Source organism: Lactobacillus sp. C449L (assembly GCF_059900815.1).
This window is the reverse complement of record NZ_JBWXGA010000056.1, coordinates 1-599: the sequence shown is the minus strand read 5'-3', so window position 1 is coordinate 599 and position 599 is coordinate 1. Positions and strand designations below refer to the sequence as shown.

General features: G+C 73.3%; 2 protein-coding genes. Both read left to right on the top strand.

Annotated elements, in window-relative coordinates; genetic code table 11:
- Window positions 1–188: hypothetical protein (locus tag AC2JF9_RS08255; RefSeq protein ID WP_500726832.1), on the top strand; the 188-nt coding region annotated here is incomplete at its 5' end.
- Window positions 188–599: hypothetical protein (locus tag AC2JF9_RS08250; protein WP_500726830.1), on the top strand; the 412-nt coding region annotated here is incomplete at its 3' end. The genes AC2JF9_RS08255 and AC2JF9_RS08250, both read left to right, overlap by 1 nt.

Sequence of the window (599 nt, the reverse complement as noted above, 5' to 3'; positions counted from 1 at the left end):
CGATCATCCTCTGGACCATCGCCAACGAGATGGAGCGCAGCTCGCGCCGGCCGGGCGGCTGGGGAGGAGGCGGGTTCGGCGGCGGCTTCGGCGGCGGGTCGTCGGGCGGCGGCGGATGGATGGGCGGCGGCTTTTCGGGCGGCGGCGGCGGTTCGTTCGGCGGCGGCGGCGCATCGGGGAGCTGGTGATGTTCCTGACGGCGGAGGATCATGTCCGGGTCAGCGCGGCGGTCGCGGCCGCCGAGCGGGCGAGCGACGGCGAGATCGTGACCATCGTCGCGTCCAAGTCCGATTCCTATCACGACGTCGGGCTGCATTACGCCGTGCTGGCGGTGCTGCTGGTGCCCGCCATGCTGGCCGCCGTGCCGCAGGGCTGCATCGAGGCGTGGCTGCGGCCCTTCAGCGGCTGGAACAGCGGCATCGCGCACGGGATCGCCATGGCGGCCCTCTTCGCGGTCCAGGCGCTCGCCTTCCTCGTCGTCCGCTACGTGCTCGCCTGGATGCCGCTGCGGATGGCGCTGACGCCGGGCGCTACCAAGACGCGGCGCGTCCACCGCCGCGCCCTCGAACTGTTCAAGGCCTCGGCCGAGCGGCGCACGA